Consider the following 26,201-nt stretch of genomic DNA (forward strand, 5'->3'; position numbering starts at 1 on the left):
TTGATATGACTTGTGCCAGAGATGTGATGGCGGTCATGTTCGTCGCAGGGGCAGATTGGGCGGGTACGGGAACAGTGCAGAGAATTGTGATCGTGGGAGCGGGCCTGGCAGGTCTGCGCACCGCCGAGGAGCTCCGGCGGGCCGGATACGTGGGTGACCTGGTTCTTCTCGGCGGTGAACCGCACCTTCCCTACGACCGTCCACCGCTGTCGAAGGAAGTGATGCGCGGGGAGACGAGCGACACCACGCTCAAGCCGCGTGAGTTCTTCGACGAGAAGAACATCCAGTTGCGTCTGGGTGTCGAGGCGGTCGCGGTGGACACCGGATCCCGCATCCTGAGACTCGCCGACGGCAGCGAACTCGGCTACGACGAACTGGTGATCGCCACCGGCCTCGTGCCGCGGCGGATACCGGGTCTCCCGGACCTCGCGGGCGTCCACGTTCTCCGATCCATCGACGAGAGCCTGGCGTTGCGCGCGGACCTCGCCGAGGGCAAGCGCGCACTGATCGTCGGGGCGGGGTTCATCGGCTGCGAGCTGGCGGCGAGCATGCGGGCCGGTGGTCTCGACGTGGTGCTGGTGGAGCCGCAGCCGACGCCGCTCGCGTCCGTGCTCGGCGAGAAGATCGGCGGACTCGTCGCCCGGCTGCACACCGGCGAGGGGGTCGACCTGCGGGCCGGTGTCGGGCTCACGTCGCTGGTGGGCACCGACCGAGTCACCGGAGCCGTCCTCGGCGACGGAACCGAGGTGGAGGTCGACGTCGTGGCGATCGGTGTCGGCTCGGTGCCGGTCACCGCGTGGCTCGACGGCTCCGGCGTCGAACTGGACAACGGTGTGGTGTGCGACGGCGTCGGACGCACGGCGGTCCCGCACGTGTGGGCGGTCGGCGACGTGGCCGCGTGGCAGCTGCGGGTGGGCGGTCGCAAACGCGTCGAGCACTGGAGCAATGCCGGTGAGCAGGCCAAGATCCTCGCCGGGGCGTTGACCGGGACCGGCGACGAGAACGCCGCCGCTCAGGTGCCGTACTTCTGGAGCGACCAGTACGACATCAAGATCCAGGCACTGGGCACGGTGGCGGCCACCGACGAGGTGCACGTGATCAAGGACGACGGCCGCAAGTTCCTCGCCTACTACGAGCGGGACGGCATCCTGGCCGGTGTCGTCGGCGGTGGAATGGCGGGGGGCGTCATGAAGATGCGGGGCAAGATCGCGGCGGGAACTCCGATCGGCGAGGTCCTCGAGGCCGCGTCGGCGTAGGCGGCCGGGCGGGGGCGCGATAGATTCTCCGGGTGATTGTTGCGCTCATCGACTCGGGTCTCGGCATGCTGCCGACGTCGGCGTGGCTGCGTAAGTTGCGACCCGACCTGGATCTGATCCTCGCTCTGGATCCGGACGGGGCTCCATGGGGTCCCAAGCCGGAGCAGTGGGTGATCGACCGCGTTCTCGCGACCGCGCAGCGCTGCCTCGACCGCGGAGCCGAGGTGATCGTGCTGCCGTGCAACACGGCGAGCGTCACCGCGCTCGACCACGTCCGGGAGTTCGTCGGACCGGCAGTTCCTGTCGTCGGCACGGTTCCGGCGATCAAACCGGCGGCTGCCGCGTGTGAGTCGGTGGCCGTCTGGGCGACCGCGGCAACGACGGCGAGCCGGTATCAGGCGGATCTGATCGCGAAGTTCGGAAACGGCAGTTCCGTCGTGGGTGTCGCGTGCCACGGCCTCGCCGAGGCGATCGACCGCGGCGAGCGGGACGCGGCCTTCGCTGCCATCGCCTCGGCCGTGGAGCGCACACCCGACGATGTGGGCGGGGTGGTGCTGGGCTGCACCCACTATCCGTTGATGGCCGACGAGATCGCGGCGCAGCTCCCCGCCGGGGTGCGGTTGTTCGACAGCGCAGAGGCGGTGGCGACGCAGACTCTCCGTCGCATCGATGCGTTGAACCGCCCGAGCGCGGGGGAGGGCACCGTCGAGGTCTTCCTCAGCGGCAGGCCCGGGCGGCTGCCCGCGAGCGCCGAGGCGTTCCCCGCCGGTCAGCTGTTGGCGGCGGGGCGTTCTCAGCCGAGCTGAACCATCCCGGCCGCCACGACGCGTGCGACGTTGCCGAGTTCCTCGCCGTGCCGTCGCGGCAGGTCGTCGAGGTCGTGGAGGCGGTCGTTGCCGGCCACGGAGAACATCGCGGCCACCCACGCCGTCGCGCAGGCCCGGAGAGTTCCGGGTTGCACGGGGTAGGGCGAACTGGCCTGAAGGAGACGCTCGGTGATGTCGCTGAGGTAGTCGCGGAACCGCCGCAGGTGCGCACGGACGTCCGGGTGGGTCTCGGCCTCGCGCCAGATGATCACGCGCATCACCGATGAGTGGTGGTCGCGCAGATTCAGCGCGTTGTCGAGGTTGACGAGGCTGGCGGCGGGGTCACCCGGGGTCACCAGGGGGCCCACGTCGCCGAAGGGTTCAGTCGGCAGCCTTTCGGACAGCAGCGCCAGAAGGATGTCGGTCTTGGAGGGGAAGTAGTAGAACACCAATCCTTTCGGGACGTGCGCGGCAGCGGCGATCGATGCGGTGGACGTGGCATCGAATCCGTGTACGGCGATGAGGGATTCGGCAGCGTCGAGAATCAGTTCCCGGGCGTCGCCGTCGATCTTCGCGCTGCGCCGCCGCCGGCCTTTCCGCGGTTGGGGGCCACCGGGCTTACCGAGATGGGGTGTTGGCATGGGCCTTTCCGGACGTGAACGGCGGGGCACAGGCCGTAAGCCTGTGCCCCGCCCCAATCGATGTTCTCGGTGCTGTGGTCGACGGATCAGTGATGTGTCGCCAGCCCTCCGTGTCCGTGCATCCGGGAACTCATCATCGGCAACCCGGTGACAGCCACGACGACTGCCAGGACACCGACGACCCATGCGGTCCACGACGCGCCCGTGAATGCGTCGAAGTTCATCACCCACGGGGAGAGGAACAACAGCACTCCGAAGACGGCCATCGCGTACTCGGCCACAGTCATCTCCGGGCGGCTCATATGGACGAGACCGGAGAGGGCCACGAGTACACCGAGCACGATGAGTGACCACATCGCGGCGTTGTTGGTGTCGAGCCACAACGGCGAGAGCGCCGCGAAGGCTCCGATCACGATCGCCACCACATCTTGCATACGACTCCACGATCTCATGTCCAGCCTCCTCGAAAATGGATTGTGTCCACCTCGAGTACACGCCTGATTGACCGACCGATCAATACCTGGATCATTGCAGTCGGATAACGCAAACTGCAGGTCAGAGTATGTTTCGTGATCTTCGCCCGCACTGTCGCGGCGACTGTCGGTCACCTGTGGGACAGTGCCTTCGTGACTTCCACCGCGGACGACGTGAAGCGCGCACTCGACGAGTTGTCGGACGAGGCCGACGCCGTCAATCTGGCACGGTTCTTCAAGACCGGTCCGGGGGAATACGGGGAGGGCGACGTCTTCATCGGTGTGCGGGTTCCCGGGACGCGCAGCGTGGTTCGTGCTCACGCCGATCTGGACCTTCCGGAGGTGACGGTGCTCCTCGACAGTCCGGTGCACGAGCATCGACTGGCGGGGCTGCTGGTGCTCGCGACGCAGTTCGACCGGGCGGCGAAGGCAGGCGACGACGCCCTGCGCGAGAAGATCGCGTCCTTCTACCTCGACCTGGTGCTGCGGGGGCGGGTGAACAACTGGGATCTGGTGGATTCGTCCGCCGACCGGATCCTGGGCGCGTGGCTGTACGACCGGCCGCGGGACCCGGTGTTCGCGCTGGCCGCGGACGACGACCTCTGGCGGCGCCGCGTGGCGCTGCTCACTACGTTCGGTTTCATCCGCCGGGGTGACGCCTCCACGACGCTGGAGGTCGCAGAGCGTGTTCTCGGTGATCGCCGCGACCTCACGCAGAAGGCGACGGGCTGGATGCTGCGCGAGGTCGGTAAGCGGGTCGACCGCGACCTGCTCACCGGTTTCCTCGACCGACACGTTGCGGCGATGGGCCGCACCGCGCTGACGTACGCGTGCGAGCATCTGACCGCCGAGGAGCGCGCGGGCTACCGCGCGATGCGGTGACGGGATACCCGCTACATTCGGTGGCATGACTGCTCCCGCGCCCACTCGCCGCCGCCGACGTGCCGGGGTGATTCTCGGCGCCGTCGTCGCTGCGATGGTCGTCGTGGCGGGAGGCGTGTTGTGGCTGGCGCCGGACCGCTACCTGCCCTGGGACACCGCGGAATTCCCGGCCGTCGACACGACCGCGTTGTCGCCGCAGCAGGCACGGATCGTCGGGTTGCTCGAGGCCGAACACGACAGGCAGCGGCCGGGCACGTTCTACTCCGAAGGGGTCGAAGAGCCCTGGTGCGCGGACTTCGTCAGCTGGATCATGCGGGAAGCCGGCCGGCCACTGTCGAATCCGAATTCCGGGCACTGGCGGATTCCCGGGGTCTACACGTTGCAGGAGTACTACGAATCGCAGTCGCGGTTCGAGGAGGTCGGTGGCGGATATCGCCCGACCGTCGGGGACGTGGTGCTCTACGACAACAGCAGCTGGGTCGGCCAGCACACCAACGTCGTCGTCGCCGTCGACGGGGACACCGCTACGACGGTCGGCGGCAACGAGTTCGGCCGTATCCGCGTCCACACAGTGGACTGGTCGAGCGACTCCGCCGTCGTCGGCTTCGGCCGGCTCGGGTGAGCGGAGTCAGAATTCGATCTTGAGGTGATCGGTGACCGGACGGGCCTGGCAGCCCAGGATGTAACCGCTCTCGATGTCCTCGGGGTCGAGGATTTCGCTGTTCTCCATCTCGACCTTGCCTTCGAGCACGGTGCACGCACAGGACCCGCACTCGCCCTCCTGGCAGGAGTAGGGGACGTCGATTCCCTTGGCCAGCATGATGTCGACGAGGGTCTGTTTGCGGGGCCAGCTGAGGTTGTGGATCTCGCCGTCGAGCTCGACTTCCACGGTGGCGGCGTCGGCGGCCTCGTCCTCGGTGACCTCCACGACGTCGGCGTCACGGAACGGGTCGCCGGCCAGCGAGTTGAACACTTCGGCGTGCACCTGGCTGCGCGGCATCCCGGCGTCGGCGAGGGCCTTGTGGATGGTGTCCATGAACGGCGCCGGTCCGCACATGAACGCTTCGTGCCCGAGGTAGGGCGCGACGGCGGAGGCGAGCTGATCGACGCTCGGCAGTCCCTGGACCGTCTCGAGCCAGTGGATGGACACGAGCCGTGACGGGTACCGGCTCGCGAGTGTGCGGAGTTCCTCGGCGAAGATGACCGACTTCTCGTCGCGGTTGGCGTAGAAGAGCACGACCTTGCCGGAACCCTCGGTGAGCGCGGACTTGAGGATCGAGATCACCGGGGTGATGCCGCTGCCTGCCGCGAACAGCAGGAAGTCGTGGTCCAGTGACTTGGGGGTGAACACACCCGACGGGGGGAGGACCTCGAGGGTGTCGCCGACGGCGACGTTGTCGCAGAGCCAGTTGGACCCGTAGCCCTCGGCGGTCCGCTTGACGGTCACCTTGGGGGCGTCGTCGGTGAACGGTGAGCTGGCCAGCGAGTAGCACCGGGCGACCGATCCCGTGCGGTCGCTGGGGATGCGCAGGGTGAGGAACTGGCCCGGCTTGTAGGCGAACTTGTCGGCGAGGTCTGCCGGAACGTCGAAGACCAGTGACAGGGAGTCGGGGGTTTCCTCGACCACGCCCGACACGGTGAGCACCACCGATCGTGAGCTGTGCGGCACCTCGACAGTCGTCATCGTGTGTGCAGTCCTTCCGTACTCCGCAGCGCCGGAACGCTCGCTTGCCTGCTCCAAATATAGAACAGGTTCTAGTTTTTGCCTAGCGGGTGGACTCCGCATGAAGGGGACAGCCTATCGAGTGCCGCCCACTCCGGCTCGGCCCGGCCGTACCTGCCCGTTCGGGCAGTTTGTGCGCCGCGGTCGGACGGTTCGGCCCCGCAGGCCTGTAACCGGGGCCCGAACTAGGTCACAGTGGGTTCCAGGTGAGACGCCGATCACAGCAATTGCGTCCCCTTCCGCAACGCTTCAGATCCGACATCGACTAATCGAGGAGACGGCCATGGCCATCGAGCTCAACCAGATCTGGGACTTCCCCATCAAGGAATTCCACCCGTTCCCGCGGGCACTGATGGGAGTGGGCGCCCACGACATCATCGGCGTCGAGGCGAAGAACCTCGGATTCAAGCGGACCCTGCTCATGACCACGGGCCTGCGCGGCTCGGGCATCATCGAGGAACTGGTCGGCAAGATCGAGTACCAGGGCGTCGAGGTCGTGCTCTACGACAAGGTCGAGTCCAACCCCAAGGACTACAACGTCATGGAGGCAGCCGCGCTCTACCAGAAGGAGAAGTGCGACTCGATCATCTCCGTCGGCGGCGGCTCGAGCCACGACGCAGCCAAGGGCGCCCGTGTGGTGGTCGCGCACGACGGCCGCAACATCAACGAGTTCGAGGGATTCGCGAAGTCCACCAACAAGGAGAACCCGCCCCACATCGCCGTATCCACCACGGCCGGTACGGGTTCGGAGACGTCGTGGGCGTACGTCATCACCGACACGTCGGACATGAACAACCCGCACAAGTGGGTGGGATTCGACGAGGCGACCATCGTGACCCTCGCCATCGACGACCCGCTGCTGTACTACACCTGCCCCCAGCACTTCACGGCGTACTGCGGATTCGACGTCCTCGCGCACGGCAGTGAGCCGTACGTGTCGCGTCTCGACTTCGCGCCGTCGCTCGGCAACGCGCTGTACTCGGTGGAACTGGTCGCGAAGAACCTGCGGGAGGCCGTGTTCGAGCCGCGCAACCTGAAGGCCCGCGAGGGAATGATGAACGCGCAGTACATCGCCGGCCAGGCATTCAACTCCGGCGGCCTCGGCATCGTGCACTCCATCTCGCACGCGGTCAGCGCATTCTTCGACAGCCACCACGGCCTGAACAACGCCATCGCCCTGCCCCGCGTCTGGGAGTACAACCTGCCGTCGCGGTACGAGCGCTACGCCCAGCTGGCCGGAGCGCTGGGGGTCGACACCCGCAACCTCACCACGGTGCAGGCCGCGGACGCGGCGGTCGAGGCGGCCATCCGCCTGGCGAAGGACGTCGGCATTCCGGACAACTTCGGTCAGGTGCGCACCGACTCGTACGACAAGAACCAGATGAACACCAAGAAGTACGAGGGTCGCGGTGACACCATCCGGGGCGACGAGAAGACCGTGCGGGCCATCTCCGAGCACATCCAGGGCGACTGGTGCACACCGGGCAACCCGCGCGAGGTGACGGTCGAATCGATGCTCCCCGTGGTCGATCACGCGATCAACAGCGCGTACTGACCGACCCACCGAAACTCGCGTCCGGGGCGGGAGCCACACCCCAGCCCGGCCCCGCCCCGGATGCGTTCCCACCACCACACCGCTGACGAAGGACGGACGCCCCGATCATGACTGCACCGCACACAGCCCCCGAACCGGTGGACATCCGCTTCGCCGACGGCGCGGAACTGAAGGAAGCGTTGCGCGAGGTCGACTACATCGCCGACGACGAGTTCGCGGTGGTCGTCCACCTGGCGACCGCCCTCGAACGTCCGCTGTTGCTGGAGGGGCCTGCCGGTGTCGGCAAGACGGAGCTGGCGAAGTCGCTGGCCGAGGCGTCGGGGCGGAAGCTCGTTCGGCTGCAGTGCTACGAAGGTCTCGACGACAACCGGGCCCTGTACGAGTGGGACTACGCGAAACAGCTTCTGCACGTGCAGATGTTGCGCGACCGCATCGGCGAGAAGATGGCCGCGTTCGACGACGTCGCCGAGGCGTCGCAGTTCCTGGCTGCGCAGGATTTCGGGTTGTACTCCGAGAAGTTCCTGTCGGTCCGTCCGCTGCTCGAGGCGATCCTGTCGCCGGAACCGGTGGTGCTGCTCGTCGACGAGGTGGACCGCACCGAGGAGTCGATGGAGGCGTTGCTCCTCGAAGTTCTCGCGGAGGGGCAGGTCACCATCCCCGAAGTGGGGACGTTCACCGCGCGGTCGGCGCCGTGGGTGATCCTGACGTCCAACGACACTCGCGAACTGTCACCCGCACTCAAGCGTCGGTGCCTGCACTACCACCTCGGCTATCCGACACCACAGCGTGAGCGCGACATCGTGACGGCCAAGGCCCCCGAGGTCGAGGAGGCCGTCGCGGCGGACGTGGTGGATCTGGCTCGCACGTTGCGGCAGTTGCCGCTCCGCAAGAGTCCGTCCATCGCGGAGGTCATCGACGCGGCCCGTGCGGCGGTGGTTCTGAAATCGACGGGAGTGGCCGTGAGTTCGCAGGCCGCGGTCCGTGACATCCTGCTCACCGCCCTGCTCAAATACACCAGCGACGTCGAACTGGTCCGCACCCGGCTCTCCGGCGAACAGCCGTTCCCGGCGGACGACGGCGAAACCGCTCCGGCCGGGCCTGTGGAGCGGGTGACGGTCGCATCGCGGCCGGCCAACACCACCACCGCGGTGTTCCGCGGGCACGGTGGTCGCGACCGCGGCGGCATCGGCGCGGGTCGGCAGGGCAGGCGCTGACGATGCTCCGCCCGCAGCCCGGCCCCTCCCCGTCCCTGTCCGCGCAACTCCTCGACGTGCTCGCGGCGTCCTTCGGAAAGCTGTTGCGCCGCTACGGCGTCGCCGCGTCCCCGGCCGAGGTCATCGAGGTCCGCCGGGTGTTCGGCTTGATCGGCGGCCGCGACCTGCCCACGCTGAGGGCGTCGCTGCGTGCGGTGTGCGCGAAGTACACGTACGAGCAGGCGGGTTTCGACCGCGCCTTCGACGTGTTCTTCGAATCGGTCGCCGTCGCGGCACCCGACGACGCGCGTGCACCGTCCCGGACCGAGTTCGCGGAGGGCCTGCCCACCGCGCTGGAGGTCGCGGACAACGCGGAGACGGCGCGGTACGCCGAATACAACGAGCGTGCCGCCGAAGTGGGCGACCACTTCGACACCCCCGAGGCGCAGAAGGGTTTCAACCCCCACAAGGACGACGACGATGTCAGCATGACGTCGAGCGACGCGGATCTGTCCGTCGATTCGGAAGCCGAATCCGGACGACGCGGTGTCACCTACACGGTGGAGGTCGAGCGGGCGGCGAGCACCGCCGTCGGTGACCTGGCGTCGTCGACGAGCGGTGCCGTCGTCGGATCGTTGTCCTGGGACGACCCGGAATCGATCCTCGCGTGGCTCGACGCCTACGACCCGAGCAGGGTCTACGCCGATTCCGATGGGGCCGAACCACTCACCGCGGCCCAGTTGAACCGGCTGGCGGAGGCGGTCGAGGCCTTCGTCGGCGCGCTGGCGGACGCCCGGGACCTGACCGCCGGACCCGAAAAGGGACCGGAGACCACGAGCGGCACGGTGGCGGCCACGACCCGCGCCGAAGTGAATCAGGCGTGCTACGAGGTGCTTCGGCGGATGCGCGGGCCTTCGCGCCCCCGGCCGCGCGAACTCGCGCGGGGCCGGCTGGACATGCGACGGACCGTGCGCGCGAGCCTGCGGACCGAGGGCATACCCTTCCACCTCATGGTGAAGGCGCCCCGCCCGGACCGGGTGCGGGTGCTGATCCTCGCGGACGTGTCGCTGTCGGTACGACCCGTCACCGCCTTCACCCTCCGGCTGGCGCAGGCCATGCACCGTCGAGCGAGCCGCTGCCAGGTCCTGGCGTTCGTGGACCGGCCCGTCGACGTCACGGACACCCTCCTCGCCGGGACCGACGACGACGCGCTCGCGTCGGTGCTCGCCGACCCGCGCATCGACCTGGAGGCGAGCAGCGACTACGGCCGGGTGTTCGCCGACGTGCTGACCGAGTTCGGCACCGATGTGAACTCCCGAACCTCGGTGGTCGTCGTCGGCGACGGGCGGTGCAACGGCTTGCCCCCGGGTGTCGACGAGTTCGCCGAACTGCGTCGCAAGGTGCACCGGCTGGCGTGGATCACCCCGGAACCCGAGCGGTACTGGAACCAGGCGTCCTGCGCGATGCCGGAGTACGCGGACATCTGCGACCGTGTCGTCGTCGCGCGGGACGCCGCGCAGCTGATGTCCCGCGCCGCCGAACTGGGGCACGCGTTGCGGTGAGATCCCTGCTACCTACCCGATCGGGTAGGTACCGCACCTGTCCTTCGGCGGGTGTGGGGGCTCGTCCCGGACCGTAGGGTCTAGATCAGAGTCTTGTAATCTGGATCACATGCACGCAGGTGTCGGGAGGAGTGTCGACTTGTCCGTGTCCTATCCGCCCACCCGCACCACCGCCCCGGGCAGGCTGGTGAAATTCCATGCACCCGAGATCGTGTTCGGTATCGGGTCCATGGTCGAGGCCGCGCACGCGGTACTCCGCCTCGGCGGATCGAGGCCGATGCTCGTCACCGATCCGGGTCTGATCGACGCCGGCTGGGCGGCCGAACTTCAGGAACAGCTGCGCGAGCAGGGCCTCACCCCCGTCGTGTGGAGCGCGTTGACGCCCAACCCCAAGGACCACGAGATCGCGGCCGGGCACGACGCGTACCGCGAGGGCGAGTGCGATGTCCTCGTCGCCCTGGGCGGAGGCTCCGTCATCGACGCGACGAAGGGCATCGCGGTGCTCGCCGCGAACGGGGGCAACATCCTCGACTACGAGGGAGTCGACCAGGCGACCAGTCCGATCCCGCCACTGGTGATGGTGCCGTCCACGTCGGGGACGGGCGCCGACGTGTCGCAGTTCTGCATCGTCACGGACACGCGGCGGGGCACCAAGATCACCATCATCGGCCGCGCGCTCGTGCCGGACGTGACCGTGATCGATCCCCGGCTGCTGACCACCATGCCGGACTGGCTCAATGCCGCCACCGGCCTGGACGCCCTCACTCACGGCATCGAGGCGTTCGTGTCGCTGGCGCACAACCCGCTCACCGACCACCATGCGCTCCGCGCGGTCGGGCTGGTCACCGACACCCTGGTCCGCACCATCGAGGAGCCGATGGAGATGGAGTCGCGCGCCGTCATGGCGCAGGCGAGTCTCGAAGCCGGCCTCGCGTTCACCAACGCGATCCTCGGTGCCGCGCATGCGATGAGCCATCAGGTCGGGGGACTGCTCGACCTGCCGCACGGTGTCATCAACGGCATCCTTCTCCCGCACGTCATCCGATTCAACGCCACCGACGACGCCACCCCGTTCGTCGCCATCGCCGCGGCGCTCGGTCTCGAGGAGCGTCGCGGAACACCCGAGGAGGCCGCTCTCGCGGTCGCGGACCGGGTGGAACGCCTCGCCCGCGAGGTCGGAGTGCCGAAAGGTCTGGGGCAGCTGGGAGTTCGCGAAGTCGACCTGACACGCCTGGCCGAGTTCGCGCTCCGCGACGCCTGCATGTCCACCAACCCGCGCACGGCCACCCAGGAGCAGATGGTGGCGCTGTTCCGGACTGCGCTGTGAGCGCATGAACGCCCCGGACCTGTCGACGCTCACCGGACTGCGGTCCGGCAAGCCGACGTTCTACCCCCAATATCGCGGCGCCGCAGAACGTCTCGAACGTGTCGTCCACGCGTTGGAACTCATTTCGCGGGCCCTCGTCCGCACCGTGGAGGGCCCCGAAACCCTCATCTGCGCGGTCGCCGAGGCGGCCCGGGCGCATCTGGACGCGCGATGGATCGCGTTCGCCCTCGCCGACGGCATGCTGCCCGACGCCGGCCCGCGCCGCCTGGTCCTGGGGCCGGACGCGACGCCGTTCCTCGTCGACAACGTCGAGGGCCCGCCGCTGCCGGACGAGGTCGTGACGTGTCTGGCCGACATTCGGTCCGCGCGCACCGGAGGCGCCCCCGTCATCGACGCGCACCACGCTTTCGTGCCGATCGTCCTCGAGGGTGGCGTCGTTGGAGCGTTCGCGGCCTGGACGGCCGAGCACCGCACACTCGACACCACCGACGGCGCGGTCCTCAGCATCCTCGCGAGTCAGACCGCCGTGGCCCTGCAGAATTCGGCGCTCTACCAGCGAGGCCAGCTGCTGCTCGAGCGGGCCGAGCACGCGTACTCGGAGGCGCGTCGTAACGCCTCCGATCTCGCGGTGCGCAACGCCGAACTCGAATCCACCCAGCGTCAACTCGGGGCGGCGCACCGGCACCAGGTGCTCGACGAGGAACGGCACCGGATTGCCCGCGAACTCCACGACAGTGTCACGCAGGCGGTGCTGTCGGCGGGCATGCAGATCGAGGTGTGCCGGAGCGGCGTCCCGGATGACGAGCGCAGCGAGAGGCTCGACCTTGCCAAGGAGTTGACGCGCCGCGCCGTGGAGCAGTTGCGCTCGGCCATCTACGCGCTCAACCACTCCGGGGGTTCCGACCGGACGTCCCTGCCCGAGATGCTCGAGCAACTCGGGGTCGTGCACATGCCCGACGAGCTCGCGGTCACCGTCCGCGTCGGCGGCACCCCCGCCGAGCTGTCCAGCGACCGGGAACACGCGCTGCTGAGGATCGCCGGCGAGGCGCTGTTCAACGCGGCCGTCCACGCCCACGCGACGCGCGCCGTCCTCCGACTCACGTATTCGGCCGATTCGGTGCTGCTCTCCGTCGCCGACGACGGAGACGGAGACCCCAAGCGGATGCGGCTGATGCTGCGGATGGCGGCGAACAACGACCTCGACGGGCACCACCGCGGGTTGGCGAACATGCAAGCCCGGGCAGCCGAATTGGGCGGCACCCTCGAAGTGGCGCGGGCCAGGATCGGCGGAGTCCGGGTTGCTGCCCGGATCCCGTTACATTCCGACAGTGAGGTGGACCGATGACCATACGAACCGCGGTGCGTGACCAGACCGGGTCCGCTCGCCCCACCTCGGTGGTGAAGCTCGTGCTCGTCGACGACCACGCGATTCTCCGTCAGGGACTGCGATCGGTCCTCGAACGTGAGCCGGATCTCGAGGTCGTCGGGGAGGCGTCCTCCATGCAGGAGGCGCTGGCCGTCGTCGGAGACGTCGCGCCGGACGTCGTGCTGATGGACCTGAAGCTGTCGGCGGCCTCCGATTACGAGGGTCTGGCACTGTGCGCCCAGCTGTCCGCCGCGGACGGCACGATGGGGCTGCTCGTGCTCACGACGTTCCTCGACGAGCAACTCGTCGTCCGCGCCATCCACGCCGGCGCCCGCGGATACGTGGTCAAGGACGTCGACACCACCGAACTGGTACGCGCCATCCGCGCGGTGTCCCGCGGTGAGAGCGCATTCGATTCACGCAGCGCGTCGGCGGTGATCCGCTCGCTCAACGGGCAGACGACGCCGCGGGACGGGCTCACCGAGCGTGAACTCGAGGTCCTGCAGCTCCTCGCCAAGGGTCTGTCGAATGCGAAAATCGGCGAGCGGCTGTTCATCTCGGCTACGACGGTGAAATTTCACGTCAGCAACATCATGCGCAAACTGGACGTCGGCCGCCGTGCGGAGGCCGTGTACGAGGCGGGCAAACTCGGTCTGATCTGATCCGGCCCCGTCGCGGCGGTGGCAGCGGAACCCGTCGTGACCACCCGCGAACCGGCGTAGCGTCCCCATCATGGCCGCGATCTCGGTGGAGAATCTCGTCAAGACGTTCGGGCCGACCCGCGCACTGGACGGCCTCGACCTCGAGGTGGGGACGGGGGAGGTGCACGGATTCCTCGGCCCCAACGGGTCCGGCAAGTCGACAACCATCCGGGTGCTGCTCGGCCTGCTGCGCGCGGACTCGGGCAATGCCACTCTCCTGGGCGGCGACCCGTGGCGCGACTCCGTGTCGTTGCACCGGCGGCTCGCCTACGTTCCCGGTGACGTGAACCTGTGGCCCAACCTCACCGGCGGAGAGGCGATCGACCTCCTCGCGGGGTTGCGCGGCGGGCTGGACGAGCCGCGGCGCGCGGAACTCCTCGAGCGATTCGAACTCGATCCGACGAAGAAGGCGCGCACGTACTCGAAGGGCAACCGGCAGAAGGTCGCGCTGGTGGCCGCGTTCGCATCGGACGTCGAACTGTACGTGCTCGACGAACCCACGTCGGGGCTGGATCCGTTGATGGAGTCGGTGTTCCAGGACTGCGTCGAGGAAATGTCCGACGCGGGGAAGACGGTCCTGCTGTCGAGTCACATCCTCGCGGAGGTCGAGGCGCTGTGCGATCGGGTGAGCATCATCCGCGAGGGCCGAACCGTGGAGACCGGCACCCTCGCGGAACTGCGTCACCTCACGCGCACGTCGATCACCGCCGACACGCAGCGGCCGGTGACCGGGCTCGAGGCCGTCGACGGGGTGTACGACGTGCGAGTCGACGGCCTGCACACCCGGTGCGAGGTGGACACCAGCGCGATCGACGGGGTGCTGCGCCACCTGCTGACGTTCGGGATCACGTCGCTGACGTCGACACCACCGACGCTGGAAGAGTTGTTCCTCCGGCACTACGGGGACGAACTGGCCAGAGAGGGCGAGAACCATCGGCGGGCCGAGTCGGGGACGCGGACGCCGTGAGCACGGTGACGGCGCCGGCGCCGGCGGGCCGCGGCCAGTTTGCAGGAACCGCCCGGCTCGTGCGGCTCGCCCTGCGCCGCGACCGCATCCAGTTGCCGGTGTGGCTGCTCGCTCTCGCAGCGCTGCAGGCGTTCTCGGCGTCGAGCGTGCTCGGCCTGTATCCCACGGAGCCCGACCTGCGCAGTTTCGCGATGGCCACTGCGGCGTCGCCGGTCGCGCTGGCCACCAACGGTCTCGTGTCGGGGTACAGCGCCGGCGCCGTGCTCGCCTGTCAGATCGTCATGCCTCTGTCGCTGGCCGCCGGCCTGATGACCACCCTGCTGGTCGTGCGGCACACCCGCCAGAACGAGGAGACCGGCCGCGCCGAACTCGTCGAGGCCGCCGTGGTGGGCCGGAAGGCACTGCTCACCGCTGCCCTGGCGGTGGCGGTCGGTGCGAACCTCGCTCTCGGACTGCTCAACGTCGTCGTGCTGGTGGCGGCGGGTCTGCCACTGGACGGGTCGGTGGCGCTCGGCGCGGCCGTCGCCGGTGCCGGTATCGCGTTCGCGGCGATCGCCGCGGTGACGGCGCAGGTGACGGACAGTGCCCGCACCGCCAACGGACTGGCCGGGGCCGCCCTGGGCGTGGCATTCCTGTTGCGTGCGGTGGGAGACATGACGGGCACGGTGACGAACAACGGCACGCGGGTGGTGAGCGGCTGGCCGACGTGGGTGTCGCCGATCGGCTGGGCCGAGCAGGTCCGTCCGTACGACGACAACGCCTGGTGGGTTCTGGCTCTGCCCGCCGTGTTCGCACTCGCGGTCGGCTCGGTCGCCTTCGCCCTCACCGAGCACCGCGATATCGGCTCGGGGCTCGTGCCGACCCGACCGGGCCCCGCCCGCGCCTCCCGGTCGCTGCCGACGGCGGTCGGATCCGCGTGGCGGATACAACGGACGATCCTGTTCTGGTGGGCATTCGGAATCGCCGTCCTCGCCGTGGTGTACGGCGCGATCGCAGACCAGATCGACGACTTCCTCGGCGAGGGCGAGCAGGTGGCCGACATGATGGAACAGCTCGGCGGCGGCACGACGAACATGGTCGACGCCTACTTCGCCGCCATCTTCGGCATGATGGCGATCGCGGTCGCAGGCTACGCCGTCCAGGCATTGCTGCGGATGCGCGGTGAGGAGTCGGCCGGGCGACTCGAACCCGTTCTCGCGACAGCGGTCTCGCGTCCGCGGTGGATGCTGGCGCACGTCGGCCTGGTCACCGTCGGCATCGTGGTCCTGCAGACGCTGACCGGGGCGGCGACCGGGCTCGCGTACGGTCTGGTGACCGAGGACGCGCCGGGGAAGGTCGTGCACCTCACGGGGGCCGCCCTCGTCTTCGTACCCGCGATCGGGGTGGTCGCGGCATTGGCGGTGTTGGCGTTCGGCGGCATCCCCGCCTGGTCGGCCGGGCTCTCCTGGGGTGCGCTCGCGGTCTGCCTGATCTTCGGTTTCCTCGGATCACTGCTCGGGCTGCCTCAGGCGGTCCGCGATCTGTCGCCGTTCACACACGTCCCGCCTGTTCCCGCCGTGGACGTGACGGCCACTCCGCTGGCCTGGCTCGCGGTGATCGCCGTCGTCGTCGGTGCCATCGGAGTGGTGCTGTTCCGTCGGCGCGACCTCACGAATTCGTAGCGGCAGAGGGCGGCTGGGTCGGCGGTCGGCGCCGCAGGTCGGTGTCCAGCATGCGGATCAACTCACCGACCCGTCCACCGCCTCCCGGTGCCGCGGGGAAGCGCTCGAGCACATCGACGACGACCGGTGTCGCGCGAAGCACCGCTTGCTCGACGTGCCCGGCACCGACGGTCCGATCGTCACCGGCGACGAGTTCGGTGGCTCTGGCCGCGTGGGCGCCTGCTCCGAGAATATGTTTGACCTGGGTGGCCTTGGCCAACGGATGCAGATAGGCGGCGCCTGCCGCAGACATCGCTGCCCACGCTGCCTCGCGCGCAGCCGCAGTGTTCGTTCCCTTGGCTGCCGCGAGCGCGGCCCACGCTGTGTCGCGCAGAGACTTCCCGCGTTCTCCACCCCGCGCGAATTCCCACGCAGCTGTGATCGCGTCTCGGGGCCGCGAGTCGTGCGGCTGATCGTCCTCGAATATCTCGAGGACCACCTCCGCACACCGCGCAGCAAACGCGGAGACCTCACGAAGTTCCTGCTTGCTCAGAACGATCTCGTTCGCTTCCCCCGCCATGGCTACATTTTCGACCATCGGGGCCGGGGCCGGGGCCGGGGCCGTGCCGCGCGTTCACGCTGTGTCTTCCCCGAACAGGGCCCGCACGCCGGCGACGTCGTACTCGGCTACCGACGCCGACAGCATGTCCGCGCCTTGCTCGTCGCTCGGGCCGCTGCCGCGGAAAGTGTCGACCGCCGCTTGCGACTCCCAGCGCTCGAAGACGTTGATGCGACCGGGGTCGACCAGGTCGGCGGAGATGGCGAAGTCGAGGCAGCCTGCTGCGCCGCGTGCCTGTTCGACGACCCTCACGCAGCCTGCGAGATAGGACTCGCGCTGCTGCGGTGCGACGGTGATGTGTCCTGCGACGATGACCATGGGTTCGCTCCTCTTCCAGGCATCTTCCTGTCGAGCCGGGCGGGTGAAATTCGAGCCGGGGCGTGTCTTCGCCACAGCACCTCTCCTCCAGTACAGACAGCATGCGCGCGCGAAACTCATCGCGGTCGTCGTCTCCCCACCACAGCAGATGTGACATGTCGGCCGCGTGGGGGCGATTACCATGCCGGGCATGGGGTGGACTGACGATCTCCGTGGCCGGTTGGACGAACTACCCGACGAGTACCGGGCCGCTCTGCGCGGCAGTCTGGACGACGTGCAGGCGCGCCTGCGTCTGGTGCGCTCGAAGACGACGCTGCTCGGATTGGTCAAAGACCGAACGCTGTGACGCATCCCGGCGGACAATGGCCGGTCTGGCGCTCGACGACACAGTCGACGGCCGGGGCGAGCGCACCGTATGGGCCCTGTACCTGCAGGTACTGCGTGAACTCGCTCAGCACGCCGGTCACGCCGACATACTGCGCGAGCAGATCCTCGCCGACCGCATTCCGTGATCGCTGGCGGTCCGTGTGCCCTACTGGGGGCGGATCGGATTGCAGCCGACGCTGACGTAGGTGACGATCCCCTCCTGCAGGCCGCACGTAGTGAAGGCGCCCGTCGAGACGCCGACCTCCCACCACGGGGCGCCGATTCCGCCGACGCACGATCCGGTCGACGGTGTCCCCGTCGGCACCCACAGGCCATCGCGGCGATAGCCCTGAATCCACGGAATGTGCGAGACACCCCCGGGTCCCGGAATCGCTCGCGGCGTCAGGCCGAAGCACTCGACGGTCCCGATGTGGACCGCAGTCATACCATCGGGCACGCCCTGCGCCGTGCAGTGCGAGGTGCCCGATGTAGGCGTGGTGCCGGTGTGACAGTCGGCCGAAGGTTCGGCCTGCGCGGGAGCGGCGGCAACCGCGACCACCGCGGCGGCAAGAGCGGACGACGCGGCCGCTCCGGCGAGGAACCTGCGGATCCTGTGGGTCATCGGATACTCCTTCGGGTGCGGCGGCCCCGCCTGACGATCGGGTCCGCATGGTGCTTCTGTCGCTGCATCGTCGGATTTCGTTAGCTGAACCGTCGTGGCGCCGACCGTGAGCGCCGGACCGAGGCGAGAGGGACCGAGGTTTTGGAGGACCCACCGGAGGACGCGTATGGGCGGGTGACGAATCCGGAGCGGTTCGCCTCGCTGATCCCGGCCGCCGAGGCCCTGATCGTTCGATGTCGTTGTTGACGTCCTTCCCGGGCCCGGCGCTGCCGCGTGACCCGCGCGCGGTTTCGGTACCGGGAGGTGGTCGAACGCCCATTTGTTCGACGGCCCTGTCGGAAACCTTCTATTGCTGTGGTCGCGTTCGGTTGATAGAATCGAACAAAGTTTCGAACGACCTTGGGGGAGGTTGGTTGTGGGGGCTCCGATTGCAGCGGATCTGGATGAGTTGCGTGCGTTCACGGCGCGGCTGCGGTGTGTCGAGGCGGGTGGGGACGCGGGGTTGGGGATCGAGTGGCTCGATGCGATCGAGACGTTGAAGTCGGTCGGATGTGCGGTGCAGGCGGTGATCGCCGACGGCGTCGCCACGAGTATTCGTGCGGACCGCAGGGCTCGGGGGTTGCCGCGGGCGGAGTGGGACCGCGGCATCGCCTCGCAGATTGCGTTGGCGCGCAGGGAATCCCCGAACCGTGGCGGTCGGCATCTCGGGTTCGCTCAGGCGTTGGTGCACGAGATGCCGCACACCCTGGCGATGTTGCGGTGGGGCCGGTTGAACGAATGGCGCGCCACGTTGTTGGTGCGGGAAACAGCGTGCCTGTCAGCCAAGGATCGGGCGATCGCGGACCGCCGGTTGTGTTCGGACCCGGCCACTCTCGACGGCGTCGGCGACCGCGGGCTGATCGCACGGGCGAAGGTGTTGGCGGTGGAACTCGACGCCGCGGCGGTTGTGGCCCGGCATCGCAAGGCGGTGTCCGAGCGTCGGGTCACGACACGGCCTGCGCCGGACTCGATGGCCTATTTGAGCGTGTTGATGCCCGTCGAGCAGGCGGTGTGTGTGCAGACCACACTGGGTCGGGATGCGGACAGTCTGATCGCCACCGGCAACAGCGGCGGCCGGACTCGCAATCAGCTGATGGTGGACCTGTTGTTCGACCGCGGCACCGGGGCATCGGTGGCGGCGGGTGTGCCGGTGGCGGTGAATCTGGTGCTCTCGGACGAGACCTTGCTGGCCGGTGGGCAGGAGGCCGCGCACTTGCAGGGGTTCGGGCCGGTGCCGTCGGGGATTGCCCGGCAGTTGGTGGCCGACGCCGTCGACGGTGGCACCGAGACGTCGTTGCGGCGGGTGTATTCGTGCCCGCAGTCGGGGTCGTTGACCGCGATGGAGTCGCAGTCCCGCACGTTCCCGAAGGGTCTGCGACAGCTGATCGACCTGCGGGATCGGACGTGCCGCACGCCGTGGTGCGATGCGCCGATCCGGCACCGCGACCACATCCGCTCACACCGAGAATCCGGTGCCACGACGGCGGACAACGGGTCCGGCCTCTGCGAGGCCTGCAACTATGTGAAGGAAGGCGACGGATGGTCCGCCCGCCCCGTACACAACCCCGGCGGCACCCACCTCATCGACCTGGGCACTCCGACAGGCCACCACTACCGATCAACCGCGCCGCCGCTCCCGACCCCGGCACACCTGTGGGCGTCATGAGGTGGTCAGCCGTCGATCACGAGCCAGCCGCCGTGGTGTTCGAACACCTCGAACGGGCGTCCCGTCGATTCACCGAGCTTCGTGAGCGACGGGGTGTCGAAGGTGCGGATGTGTCCATGGCAGGCCGTTGCCTCGTCCTCGTAGGGGACGGCGACGACAACCCTGTCGCGGGCAACGCGGAGGGCCTCGGATATCACTGCGGCCCCGATGCTTTCGTCCACGTGTTCGAGGAGGTGGATGGCGGTGACGGTGTCGGCGCTGTTGTCGGGAACCGGTACGTGCGCGGCGTCGCACACGAGGGTGCGCAGATCGAGTCCGAGTTCCGGTGCCACGGCGTCGAGGAGGGTCATGGTGCCGGGCAGGATGTCGGTTGCCGTGACGGACCGACCGGCGCGGGCGAGTCGGAGCGGAAGGAATCCGAAGCACGACCCGAGGTCGAGAACCGAACCGCGGACCAGTTGTTCCGCCTTCTCGTGGATCGGTGCGAAGTCGGCGGTGCCGTCCAGCAGTTCGTTCAGGGAGTTGCGGTAGTAGACGGTCCACGCTTCGAGCGCACCGTCGACGGTGGAGCGGACCAGTCCGACCATGGTCGATTCGAATTCGTCCTGACCGAAGTCGGCGTCCTCGATGGACGCGGTGACGGAGGCGACGAGTCGTTCGCTCAGATCTTCGGGTGTCAGGGCGTGCGTCACCCGTAACTGGTCGCCGTCACGGGTGAGTGTGAGTGGCCCGGCCGCGACCCGCTCGACCGTGACGTGACCATGTGACCACAGCCCGGATTCGCACGGTGCGAGGGAGTCGAAAGGGGGCGTGTCGAGAGTGGAAGTCATTCGAGGCAACCTTGCCGAGAGGTGATGGCGGGAGTGGGTCAGGTTCGGGTGTCGGGCTCGCCGAGGGAACTGAGCCCATCGTAGAGCGATTGCATTCCGCTGGCGAGTAGTTCGTTCAGTTCGAGCGAATCGTCGTCGAGCCACTGCTCGTACGCCGACATCGCAACGCCGAGTAGGAGATAGCCGACGGTCCGGGGTACGTGGTCGGTCGGTGAGGTTCCGAGCCGGCTCGCGACGTACTCGGCTATGACGTTGCGCCACCCTTCGTACATCACCACCGAGTACGCCTGCAGGGCGGGGACTCGCAGGATCAGCCCCATGCGTTTGCGGTGGTTGATTTCCTCGCTCGCGGGAAACGCGTTGAATTGCAGGAGTGCTGCGGTGAGCCCGTCGACGATCGGGATGTCGTCGGGTTGCGCTGCGAGTTGGGCGCGCATTTCGGCGAGGTGTGCGTCGAAGTCTCCCCACGGGATCGCGTTCTTGGACGGGAAGTAGCGGAAGAGGGTGCGCCGGGCGATTCCGGATGCTTCGGCGACTTCGTCGACGCTGGTGGCGTCGAACCCCTGTTCCGTGAACAGTTCGATCCCGACGGTGCTGATCCGATCCTGCGTTGTGGACGGGCGTCGCCCTATCCGACTGGATGGTTTTCGACGACTTCTCAATTTTCGTCCCCTCCCGATCTGTCATTCTGCACTCGATGCCATTACAGTGGTGAGGCGAGTCACAGGGACGGTCTCCTATGACGGGGAACATCCCTCCGGCTCGCGCCGTATCACCGAACAGTAGGAGGAAATCATGTCGGATCGCGACAACAACGTGCTGGAAAACGACTTGGTCGAGGAATCCCTGGTGGAAGAGGTCTCGATCGACGGCATGTGCGGCGTGTACTGATCATGTCCGCTCCAGCTTCTGCTTCAGTGGCCGGCAACGCCGGTATCGATCTCGATGTGGGCTGGAAGCTTCATCCGCAGGTGGCGCTGCGTCCCGAACCTTTCGGGGCGCTGCTCTACCACTTCGGGACGCGCAAGCTGTCGTTCCTGAAGAACCGCACGATCGTCGCGGTGGTCGAAGCCCTTCCCTCACACGCCGACGCCCGGTCCGCACTGCGGGCGCAGGGTATCGGGGACGACACTGCCGCGCAGTATGCGCGAGCGCTCGGCACGTTGGCCGAGTCGCACATGATCGTCCCCGCCTGACCAGCTCTCTCCACCCGTACCAGAGGACACAGCCCATGACCTCCATGCTCGAAAGGCCTTCCGCTCCGGTCGGCCGCCTCGTCGACCAGTTCGAACTCGGTCTCGACGCCCCGATCTGCCTCACCTGGGAGTTGACCTACGCGTGCAACCTGTCGTGTGTGCACTGTCTGTCCTCCTCCGGCCGGCGTGACCCGCGGGAGTTGAGCACCGAGCAGTGCAAGTCGATCATCGACGAACTGCAGCGTATGCAGGTCTTCTACGTGAACATCGGCGGCGGTGAGCCGACGGTTCGCTCGGACTTCTGGGAGCTGGTCGACTATGCGACGGCCCACCAGGTGGGGGTGAAGTTCTCCACGAACGGGGTGAAGATCGACAAGAAGGTCGCCGCCCGGCTCGCGGCCAGCGACTACGTCGACGTGCAGATCTCCCTCGACGGTGCGACGGCCGAGGTCAACGACGCCGTTCGTGGTCCGGGTTCGTTCGCGATGGCGGTGCGGGCACTCGAGAATCTGTCCGAGGCGGGTTTCACGGACGCCAAGATCTCCGTGGTGGTCACCCGGCACAACGTGTCCCAGCTCGACGACTTCAAGGCCCTCGCCGACAAGTACGGCGCCACCCTGCGCATCACCCGGCTGCGACCGTCGGGGCGCGGCGCGGACGTGTGGGACGAACTGCATCCCACGCAGGCGCAGCAGCGCGAGCTGTACAACTGGCTGGTCGCCAACGGTGAGGGCGTGCTCACCGGCGACTCCTTCTTCCACCTGTCCGCGTACGGCGATGCGTTGCCCGGTCTGAACCTGTGCGGCGCCGGACGGGTGGTGTGCCTGATCGACCCGATCGGCGACGTCTACGCCTGCCCGTTCGCGATCCACGAGCAGTTCCTCGCGGGAAACATCGTGGCGGACGGCGGTTTCCAGCAGGTGTGGCAGACGTCGGAGCTGTTTAAGGAGCTGCGGTCCCCGCAGACCGGCGGCGCGTGCAGCAAGTGCAACCACTACGACTCCTGCCGCGGCGGATGCATGGCCGCGAAGTTCTTCACCGGGCTGCCGATGGACGGCCCGGACCCCGAATGTGTGATCGGCAACGGCGAATTGGCGTTGGCTGCCGCGGGGGAGATCCCGAAATCCAGTGTCGACCATTCCCGCACCGGCCAGCGCCGGACTCCGCGGGCGCCGGTTCCGTTGACGCTGATGGTGCGTCCGCCGGCCAAGATTTGTGACGAGAACCCGCTTGCGGGCATGGACCAGACGTAAGTCGTCTGCCAGGTACGAGAGGTATTGCCATGGGTAAGAATCCGTTCTTCGAGACGGTGGCCGAGGCTCAGCGTCGCGCGAAGAAGCGCCTGCCGAAGTCGGTGTATGCAGCGTTGATCGCCGGTTCCGAGCGGGGCGTGACGGTCGACGACAACATCGCGGCCTTCGCCGAGTTGGGGTTCGCCCCCCACGTCGTCGGTTTGTCCGACAAGCGTGAGCTGTCGACGACCGTGATGGGTCAGCCGATTTCGCTGCCCGTCGTGATCTCCCCGACCGGTGTGCAGGCGGTGCACCCCGACGGCGAGGTCGCGGTCGCGCGTGCGGCGGCGGCACGGGGAACGGCGATCGGTCTGAGTTCGTTCGCGAGCAAGTCGATCGAGGAGGTCACGGCGGCCAATCCTCAGACGTTCTTCCAGATGTACTGGGTCGGCACCCGGGACGTGTTGATCCAGCGGATGGAACGCGCCCGCGCCGCGGGGGCGACCGGCCTGATCATCACCACCGACTGGTCGTTCTCGTACGGACGCGACTGGGGTAGCCCGGCCATCCCCGAGAAGATGGACCTCAAGGCGATGCTCCAGTTCGCCCCCGAGGGCATTACTCGTCCGAAGTGGTTGTACGAGTTCGCGAAGACTCGCAAGATCCCGGATCTGACCACCCCGAACCTGGCGCAGCCCGGTCAGGAACCGCCCACGTTCTTCGGCGCCTACGGCGAGTGGATGCAGACGCCGTTGCCGACGTGGGACGACATCGCGTGGCTGCGCGAGCAGTGGGGCGGGCCGTTCATGCTCAAGGGCGTCATGCGGGTCGACGACGCGAAGCGCGCCGTCGACGCCGGCGTCACCGCGATCTCCGTGTCGAATCACGGCGGCAACAACCTCGACGGCACCCCGGCGCCGATCCGCGCGCTGCCCGCCATCGCGGAGGCCGTCGGCGACCAGGTCGAGGTGCTTCTCGACGGTGGTATCCGCCGCGGTAGCGACGTCGTGAAGGCCGTCGCGCTCGGTGCGAGGGCGGTCATGATCGGCCGCGCGTACCTGTGGGGCCTCTCGGCGAACGGTCAGGCCGGCGTCGAGAACGTTCTCGACGTCCTCCGCGGAGGTATCGACTCGGCGTTGCTCGGGCTGGGTCATTCGTCCATCCACGACCTGACGCCGTCCGACGTCGTGATCCCGCCCGGATTCGCCCGTGTGCTCGGCGCCGAATCCTGACCGACGAACGGCGTAGATGTCTGCGCAACTGACGGACCCGATCACCCTGGCCGGACGCCACGCCCCGGCCAGGGTGCTTCTGGGTCCGCACCCCACCAATCTCGGTGCGGGAAGAACGCTTTCCCCGCGGCACGTCGCGTACTACGAACGTCGGGCGCGTGGTGGCGCCGGGATCGTCGTCACCGAGGTTGCGTCGGTTCATGCCTCCGACTGGCCGTACGAGCGGGCTCCGCTGGCGTCCGACTGCGTCGGCGGCTGGCGGGACGTCGTCGCGGCGTGCCGTCCGCACGGCACGCTGGTGCTGGCCGGGCTGGGGCACACCGGACTGCAGGGGTCGAGTGCGTACTCGCAGGCGGTGCTGTGGGGACCGTCGGGCATTGCCGACGTGATCTCCCGTGAGATGCCGATGCAGATGGAGCAGGCGGAGATCGACGGCCTCGTCGAGGGTTTCCGTGCCGCGGCCGCCGCGGCCGTGTCCGCGGACGTGGACGGTGTCGAGCTCGACGCCGGACCGAGAGGGCTACTGCGGCAGTTCCATTCGAACCTCACCAATGTTCGCGCAGACGAGTACGGCGCCGACCCGCTGCGCCTCACCCGGGAGGTCCTCGCCGCCGTCCGCGACGAGCTGGGCCCCGACCGGGTCCTGTCCCTGCGCCTGAGCTGCGACGAGGCGACGTCCTGGGCGGGGATCACGCCGTCGATCGCCGCCGGACACGCACGGGAACTTGCCGAGGCACTCGACCTGCTCGTGGTGGTCCGGGGCGGGCCGATGACACCGAACGCGTACCGCCCCGACTTCCACCAGTTACCCGCGTTCAACACCGAACTCTGCCGGAACATCCGCTCGGCCGTCGCAGGCATGGTCCCGGTCGTTCTCCAGGGCAGCGTCGTCGATCCGGCCGATGCCCGGCGGGCGCTCGACGAGGGTGTCGCCGACGTCGTCGAGATGACGCGCGCCCAGATCGCCGACCCCGACCTCGTCGTCAAGATCCGGCGCCGTGCGGCGCCGCGGCCCTGCGTCCTGTGCAATCAGACGTGCCAGGTGCTCGACCCCCGTAATCCGGTCGTGACCTGCGTCGGTAATCCGACGGCGGGACACGAGACCGTCGATCCCGTCGAGGGCATCGCCGAGGTGGCCACCGGCGCGGTGCTGGTGGTCGGGGGCGGCCCGGCCGGTCTCGAGGCGGCGCGAGTGCTGGCCCTGCGCGGTCACCGCGTCACCGTGGCGGACGCGTCGGCCCGGGTCGGCGGGATGGTGCGGGCAGCCGTAGGTGCGCCGCACCTCAGAGCGCTCACCGACTGGCTCGAGAACGAATGCCGCAGCCTCGGGGTCGAATTCCGTCTCGGCGCCACTGTCTCGGACGCCGACATCGACGCCGCGGAACGGGAGGGCGCGACGGTGGTCCTCGCAACCGGCAGCAGGCCCCGCCCGCTGCCGTTCGCCGTCGAGGGGAGCGTCCGGTGCGTCGGCGCCGCGGATCTGCTCGACGGCGGCGCGCCGGCGGAAGGGCCCCACGTCGTCTTCGACCCGGTCGGCGGACCGGTCGGCGTGGCGGTCGCCGAATGGCTCGCGGCGCAGGGACGCGACGTGAGCATGGTGACCCAGGATTCCGTGGCCGGTTCGCGACTGGGCATGACCGGGGATCTCGCCGATGCCAACTCCCGGTTGCAACGAGCCGGGGTGACGCGCCACCTCGACAGTCGCATCGTGTCGATCGGCGACGACGGCATGCGGATCCGCAACCGGTACACCGCCGAAGAGCCGGTGGTGCCGTGCACCGTGCTGATCGACTGCTCGCATCGCCTCCCCGAGGACACCCTCGGCTCGTCGCGTCCGGATGCGGTGCGGGTCGGCGACTGCGTGGCTCCCCGGACACTGCTCGAGGCGTTCCGTGAGGGTCGCACCGCGGCGCTGACCGTGTCCGCACACAGGCAGAACGAGTTCGACCACCATCCGTTCACCCTCGTCAACGAGAGATAGGACATTTC

At 68.3% G+C, this 26,201-nt stretch carries 29 protein-coding genes; 21 read left to right on the top strand and 8 right to left on the bottom strand.

The genetic code is table 11. The features are described from left to right. Nucleotides 1–26: 26 nt before the first annotated feature. Both QM841_RS17465 and QM841_RS17470 read left to right on the top strand, forming a co-directional pair. The gene (locus QM841_RS17465; protein WP_283333055.1) at nt 27–1,256 is read left to right on the top strand and encodes an NAD(P)/FAD-dependent oxidoreductase; all 1,230 of its coding nucleotides are present in this window, start codon (nt 27–29) and stop codon (nt 1,254–1,256) included. Nucleotides 1,257–1,288: 32 nt separating this feature from the next. Beyond that, nucleotides 1,289–2,062 (top strand): glutamate racemase, encoded by a 774-nt coding sequence (locus QM841_RS17470; protein ID WP_283332930.1) that lies wholly within the window; start codon nt 1,289–1,291, stop codon nt 2,060–2,062. Here QM841_RS17470 and QM841_RS17475 read toward each other — a convergent pair. Beyond that, entirely contained in the window at nt 2,050–2,703 is a 654-nt protein-coding gene (locus QM841_RS17475; RefSeq protein ID WP_283332931.1) for a TetR/AcrR family transcriptional regulator, read from the bottom strand. The two genes, QM841_RS17470 and QM841_RS17475, sit on opposite strands and share 13 nt — an antisense overlap. An 86-nt stretch (nt 2,704–2,789) precedes the next feature. Further along, nucleotides 2,790–3,155 (bottom strand): SPW repeat domain-containing protein, encoded by a 366-nt coding sequence (locus QM841_RS17480; protein WP_025432213.1) that lies wholly within the window; start codon nt 3,153–3,155, stop codon nt 2,790–2,792. Nucleotides 3,156–3,329: 174 nt separating this feature from the next. Between QM841_RS17480 and QM841_RS17485 the strand changes: the two genes are divergently transcribed. Continuing rightward, entirely contained in the window at nt 3,330–4,058 is a 729-nt protein-coding gene (locus QM841_RS17485; protein ID WP_283332932.1) for a DNA alkylation repair protein, read from the top strand. A gap of 25 nt (nt 4,059–4,083) precedes the next feature. Further along, nucleotides 4,084–4,680, top strand: a complete 597-nt coding sequence (locus tag QM841_RS17490) for a CHAP domain-containing protein (protein WP_280783570.1) — start codon at nt 4,084–4,086, stop codon at nt 4,678–4,680. 6 nt (nt 4,681–4,686) lie between these two features. Here QM841_RS17490 and QM841_RS17495 read toward each other — a convergent pair whose 3' ends face one another. Beyond that, nucleotides 4,687–5,742, bottom strand: a complete 1,056-nt coding sequence (locus QM841_RS17495) for a ferredoxin--NADP reductase (RefSeq protein WP_283332933.1) — start codon at nt 5,740–5,742, stop codon at nt 4,687–4,689. A gap of 322 nt (nt 5,743–6,064) precedes the next feature. Here QM841_RS17495 and mdo point away from each other — a divergent pair, with 322 nt between their 5' ends. From mdo to QM841_RS17535, 8 genes are all read left to right on the top strand, one after another. Next, nucleotides 6,065–7,336, top strand: coding sequence for an NDMA-dependent methanol dehydrogenase (mdo, locus tag QM841_RS17500; RefSeq protein ID WP_005239439.1), 1,272 nt, complete (start codon nt 6,065–6,067; stop codon nt 7,334–7,336). A 107-nt stretch (nt 7,337–7,443) separates the two neighbouring features. Continuing rightward, nucleotides 7,444–8,550: a MadB family AAA-type ATPase gene (locus QM841_RS17505; RefSeq protein WP_280783572.1), complete on the top strand. Its 1,107-nt coding sequence runs from the start codon at nt 7,444–7,446 to the stop codon at nt 8,548–8,550. A 2-nt stretch (nt 8,551–8,552) separates the two neighbouring features. Then, on the top strand, nt 8,553–10,091 hold the full coding sequence (madC, locus tag QM841_RS17510) for a MadC family VWA domain-containing protein (RefSeq protein WP_283332934.1): 1,539 nt from the start codon (nt 8,553–8,555) through the stop codon (nt 10,089–10,091). Between the two features lie 139 nt (nt 10,092–10,230). Further along, on the top strand, nt 10,231–11,418 hold the full coding sequence (locus QM841_RS17515) for an iron-containing alcohol dehydrogenase (RefSeq protein WP_349307408.1): 1,188 nt from the start codon (nt 10,231–10,233) through the stop codon (nt 11,416–11,418). 4 nt (nt 11,419–11,422) lie between these two features. Beyond that, nucleotides 11,423–12,763, top strand: a complete 1,341-nt coding sequence (locus tag QM841_RS17520) for a MadS family sensor histidine kinase (RefSeq protein ID WP_280783575.1) — start codon at nt 11,423–11,425, stop codon at nt 12,761–12,763. Continuing rightward, complete coding sequence (locus tag QM841_RS17525) at nt 12,760–13,446, top strand: MadR family response regulator transcription factor (protein WP_105412707.1); 687 nt, start codon at nt 12,760–12,762, stop codon at nt 13,444–13,446. Before QM841_RS17520 ends, QM841_RS17525 begins: the two co-directional genes overlap by 4 nt. A 70-nt stretch (nt 13,447–13,516) precedes the next feature. Next, nucleotides 13,517–14,452, top strand: coding sequence for an ABC transporter ATP-binding protein (locus tag QM841_RS17530; protein WP_280783576.1), 936 nt, complete (start codon nt 13,517–13,519; stop codon nt 14,450–14,452). Then, complete coding sequence (locus QM841_RS17535; RefSeq protein WP_283332936.1) at nt 14,449–16,113, top strand: ABC transporter permease; 1,665 nt, start codon at nt 14,449–14,451, stop codon at nt 16,111–16,113. Before QM841_RS17530 ends, QM841_RS17535 begins: the two co-directional genes overlap by 4 nt. Here QM841_RS17535 and QM841_RS17540 read toward each other — a convergent pair. After that, complete coding sequence (locus QM841_RS17540; protein ID WP_283332937.1) at nt 16,100–16,672, bottom strand: putative immunity protein; 573 nt, start codon at nt 16,670–16,672, stop codon at nt 16,100–16,102. The two genes, QM841_RS17535 and QM841_RS17540, sit on opposite strands and share 14 nt — an antisense overlap. Before the next feature lie 54 nt (nt 16,673–16,726). After that, nucleotides 16,727–17,029, bottom strand: coding sequence for a putative quinol monooxygenase (locus QM841_RS17545; protein ID WP_283332938.1), 303 nt, complete (start codon nt 17,027–17,029; stop codon nt 16,727–16,729). A 190-nt stretch (nt 17,030–17,219) separates the two neighbouring features. Between QM841_RS17545 and QM841_RS17550 the strand changes: the two genes are divergently transcribed. Both QM841_RS17550 and QM841_RS17555 read left to right on the top strand, forming a co-directional pair. After that, the gene (locus QM841_RS17550) at nt 17,220–17,375 is read left to right on the top strand and encodes a DinB family protein (RefSeq protein WP_283332939.1); all 156 of its coding nucleotides are present in this window, start codon (nt 17,220–17,222) and stop codon (nt 17,373–17,375) included. 16 nt (nt 17,376–17,391) lie between these two features. Then, complete coding sequence (locus QM841_RS17555; protein ID WP_283332940.1) at nt 17,392–17,541, top strand: mycothiol transferase; 150 nt, start codon at nt 17,392–17,394, stop codon at nt 17,539–17,541. A 20-nt stretch (nt 17,542–17,561) separates the two neighbouring features. On the opposite strand, the gene QM841_RS17560 is transcribed toward QM841_RS17555, so the two are convergent. Next, nucleotides 17,562–18,017, bottom strand: coding sequence for a hypothetical protein (locus tag QM841_RS17560; protein WP_283332941.1), 456 nt, complete (start codon nt 18,015–18,017; stop codon nt 17,562–17,564). Between the two features lie 141 nt (nt 18,018–18,158). Between QM841_RS17560 and QM841_RS43405 the strand changes: the two genes are divergently transcribed. Both QM841_RS43405 and QM841_RS17565 read left to right on the top strand, forming a co-directional pair. Beyond that, nucleotides 18,159–18,263 (top strand): DUF6226 family protein, encoded by a 105-nt coding sequence (locus tag QM841_RS43405; protein ID WP_477954066.1) that lies wholly within the window; start codon nt 18,159–18,161, stop codon nt 18,261–18,263. 169 nt (nt 18,264–18,432) lie between these two features. Beyond that, complete coding sequence (locus QM841_RS17565) at nt 18,433–19,722, top strand: HNH endonuclease (RefSeq protein ID WP_283332942.1); 1,290 nt, start codon at nt 18,433–18,435, stop codon at nt 19,720–19,722. Nucleotides 19,723–19,727: 5 nt separating this feature from the next. On the opposite strand, the gene mftM is transcribed toward QM841_RS17565, so the two are convergent. After that, a complete protein-coding gene (mftM, locus tag QM841_RS17570; protein WP_283332943.1) occupies nt 19,728–20,552 on the bottom strand; it encodes a mycofactocin oligosaccharide methyltransferase MftM in 825 nt (274 codons plus the stop codon). Nucleotides 20,553–20,590: 38 nt separating this feature from the next. After that, on the bottom strand, nt 20,591–21,214 hold the full coding sequence (mftR, locus tag QM841_RS17575) for a mycofactocin system transcriptional regulator MftR (RefSeq protein WP_005239471.1): 624 nt from the start codon (nt 21,212–21,214) through the stop codon (nt 20,591–20,593). 133 nt (nt 21,215–21,347) lie between these two features. Here mftR and mftA point away from each other — a divergent pair, with 133 nt between their 5' ends. The 5 genes from mftA to QM841_RS17600 are packed head-to-tail and all read left to right on the top strand — an operon-like array spanning nt 21,348 to nt 26,193. Beyond that, on the top strand, nt 21,348–21,443 hold the full coding sequence (gene mftA, locus QM841_RS17580) for a mycofactocin precursor MftA (RefSeq protein WP_005573048.1): 96 nt from the start codon (nt 21,348–21,350) through the stop codon (nt 21,441–21,443). A 2-nt stretch (nt 21,444–21,445) separates the two neighbouring features. Next, on the top strand, nt 21,446–21,748 hold the full coding sequence (mftB, locus tag QM841_RS17585) for a mycofactocin biosynthesis chaperone MftB (protein WP_080578158.1): 303 nt from the start codon (nt 21,446–21,448) through the stop codon (nt 21,746–21,748). A 35-nt stretch (nt 21,749–21,783) separates the two neighbouring features. Continuing rightward, nucleotides 21,784–23,001 (top strand): mycofactocin radical SAM maturase, encoded by a 1,218-nt coding sequence (gene mftC, locus QM841_RS17590; protein WP_283332944.1) that lies wholly within the window; start codon nt 21,784–21,786, stop codon nt 22,999–23,001. 29 nt (nt 23,002–23,030) lie between these two features. After that, nucleotides 23,031–24,212 (top strand): pre-mycofactocin synthase MftD, encoded by a 1,182-nt coding sequence (gene mftD / locus QM841_RS17595; RefSeq protein ID WP_280783586.1) that lies wholly within the window; start codon nt 23,031–23,033, stop codon nt 24,210–24,212. 16 nt (nt 24,213–24,228) lie between these two features. Then, entirely contained in the window at nt 24,229–26,193 is a 1,965-nt protein-coding gene (locus tag QM841_RS17600; RefSeq protein ID WP_283332945.1) for a mycofactocin system FadH/OYE family oxidoreductase 1, read from the top strand. Nucleotides 26,194–26,201 lie beyond the last annotated feature (8 nt).

The sequence above is a fragment of the Rhodococcus sp. IEGM 1307 genome (genome assembly GCF_030056915.1).
In the GTDB taxonomy this organism is placed as follows: domain Bacteria; phylum Actinomycetota; class Actinomycetes; order Mycobacteriales; family Mycobacteriaceae; genus Rhodococcus_F; species Rhodococcus_F opacus_D.